This is a genomic window from Campylobacter concisus, assembly GCF_002914195.1.
GTDB lineage: Bacteria > Campylobacterota > Campylobacteria > Campylobacterales > Campylobacteraceae > Campylobacter_A > Campylobacter_A concisus_M.
The window spans coordinates 1-752 of record NZ_PPAU01000043.1 but is presented as its reverse complement, the minus strand read 5'-3'; the positions used below and the strand labels follow the sequence as shown (position 1 = coordinate 752).

General features: G+C 36.0%; 3 protein-coding genes. All 3 read right to left on the bottom strand.

The annotated features are described in order from the left end of the window. On the bottom strand, positions 1 to 194 hold a 194-nt coding region (locus CYP28_RS00900; RefSeq protein WP_141090885.1), incomplete at its 3' end, for a hypothetical protein. A 12-nt stretch (positions 195 to 206) separates the two neighbouring features. Further along, the gene (locus CYP28_RS00895; RefSeq protein ID WP_103592742.1) at positions 207 to 449 is read right to left on the bottom strand and encodes a hypothetical protein; all 243 of its coding nucleotides are present in this window, start codon (positions 447 to 449) and stop codon (positions 207 to 209) included. A gap of 12 nt (positions 450 to 461) precedes the next feature. Next, the gene (locus tag CYP28_RS00890) at positions 462 to 743 is read right to left on the bottom strand and encodes a hypothetical protein (RefSeq protein WP_103592741.1); all 282 of its coding nucleotides are present in this window, start codon (positions 741 to 743) and stop codon (positions 462 to 464) included. Positions 744 to 752: the final 9 nt, after the last annotated feature.

Genomic DNA, 752 nt, shown 5'->3' with positions numbered 1-752 from the left:
GAATAGCACTCTGCATTTCTGCCACTAGCCAATGCCTTTAATACTCTGCCATCACCAGCACCTATGTCTAGTATGCTGTATCCACCATAAGTTTGTGCATTAATGTGTTTTTTTACACACTCTATAATTTCTTGAGTGGTTGGATACCACTCAAAATCTTGCTCATTTTCTTTTAAAATTTTCACTGTTGTCATAGTTTTTCCTTTTTATCCAAGCACTATATAGCTTGTTGGATTATTTTTAATTTCACTCGCATAGCTTTCATTTCCACAAAAATTGAACCAGTCAATCAAATCTTGATCAATATTAGTTGCTGTAAAATAGCACTCGTGATAGTTATTGCCCTCGTCATCGCTTGATAAAAGAATATTTGCTTTTCCATAACCATTTTTTGATAGTTTTTTCAAGTCTTTGATTAGCTGATTGACTGTTAATAGATTTTCTCTCATTTTACGCTCCTGCTAGTATCTTTCATTGATATTTACGACTTCTATGTCATAGCAACCAAATGTTTCAAAATCTATGTGGTCGCCATTTTTGTCTTTGTGGTAAATGCCATACTCACCTTGAACTCGGTAGTCCATACACGGCGCATATCCGCTATATAGCTCGTAGCCTCGCTTTTCTACTTCATCTCTTAAGGCTTTATATGCCTTTTTCTCCGTAGAGTAGTAGCCTATTACGTTCAGGCTATCTTTAGACAGCCAAGCATCTCCAAGTGCTGCTATATAGATAGGTTTCATTCTTTATCC